Source organism: Streptomyces sp. DH12 (assembly GCF_020873895.1).
In the GTDB taxonomy this organism is placed as follows: domain Bacteria; phylum Actinomycetota; class Actinomycetes; order Streptomycetales; family Streptomycetaceae; genus Streptomyces.
Genome location: NZ_JAHWGT010000167.1, coordinates 1 through 862 on the forward strand (window position 1 = coordinate 1; position 862 = coordinate 862).

Below are 862 nucleotides of genomic sequence, written 5' to 3' on the forward strand. Positions count from 1 at the left end.
GCGCGGTGCCAGACGCCGTCGTCGCCGTCGGTGATGCGGGTGGAGGTGTGTATCCAGGCCTCCTGGCTGCCGTCCGGGAGGGCGATCTGGTCCACCCGCCACGGGGTCACGTCGTGGACCATCCACGTCACGTTGATGTGCTGGCCCGAGGCGGTCGCGAGGCGGGGCGGCTTGGTGCGGGTGCCCTGGTGCAGGGGGCCGAGCAGGCGCTCCAGCTCCGTGTAGCGCTTGTCGGCGTGGTACAGCGAGGCTGTCTTTCCGGTGGTCGCCGAGACGATCAGGACGCTGGTGGGGCCTCCCGCGGAGGCGGGTGGGCTGCTCCACAGGAGCAGGGCTGTCACCGCGATCATGACCGCCGTCAGGTGTCGTCCTACGCCGTCCTTCCAGGTGTGCATGTCGGTCCCCCACTGGGATGGTCGAACCTCGTGCGGCTCCTTCTGCGAGCCGCCTGACACCTTTGGTACACCGGCCGGTGCGGTGGGGTTCCCAACGGGTTCTCGCCCCCGCCGCCCCGTCCCTTCCCGTCCCTGGGGCTGCGCCCCAGCCCCCCCCGGCCCTTCGGGCCTTGTCCTCAAGCGCCGGACGGGCTGGAACGTCAGGCCGTCGCCGGGGGATACAGCGTCCGCGGGAGTTGCGAAGCCGCCGCCGCGTCCAGGAGCCACAGGGTGCGGGTGCGGCCGTACGCGCCCGCTGCCGGGGCCTGGATCTCGCCCGCGCCCGAGAGGGCGATGGCCGCCGCCTCCGCCTTGTCCTCGCCCGCCGCCAGGAGCCACACCTCACGGGCCGCGCGGATCGCGGGGAGGGTGAGGGTGACCCGGGTCGGCGGGGGCTTGGGGGCGCCGTGGACGCCGACCACCGTGCG

Annotated in this window: 1 protein-coding gene and 1 pseudogene; both read right to left on the reverse strand. The window is 73.7% G+C overall.

Annotation, left to right across the window (positions count from 1 at the left end; genetic code table 11):
* Positions 1–395: pseudogene (locus tag LPA54_RS33255) on the reverse strand (hypothetical protein); the annotation flags it as partial.
* A 200-nt stretch (positions 396–595) separates the two neighbouring features.
* Positions 596–862: 6-phosphogluconolactonase (locus LPA54_RS33260; RefSeq protein ID WP_228984457.1), on the reverse strand; the 267-nt coding region annotated here is incomplete at its 5' end.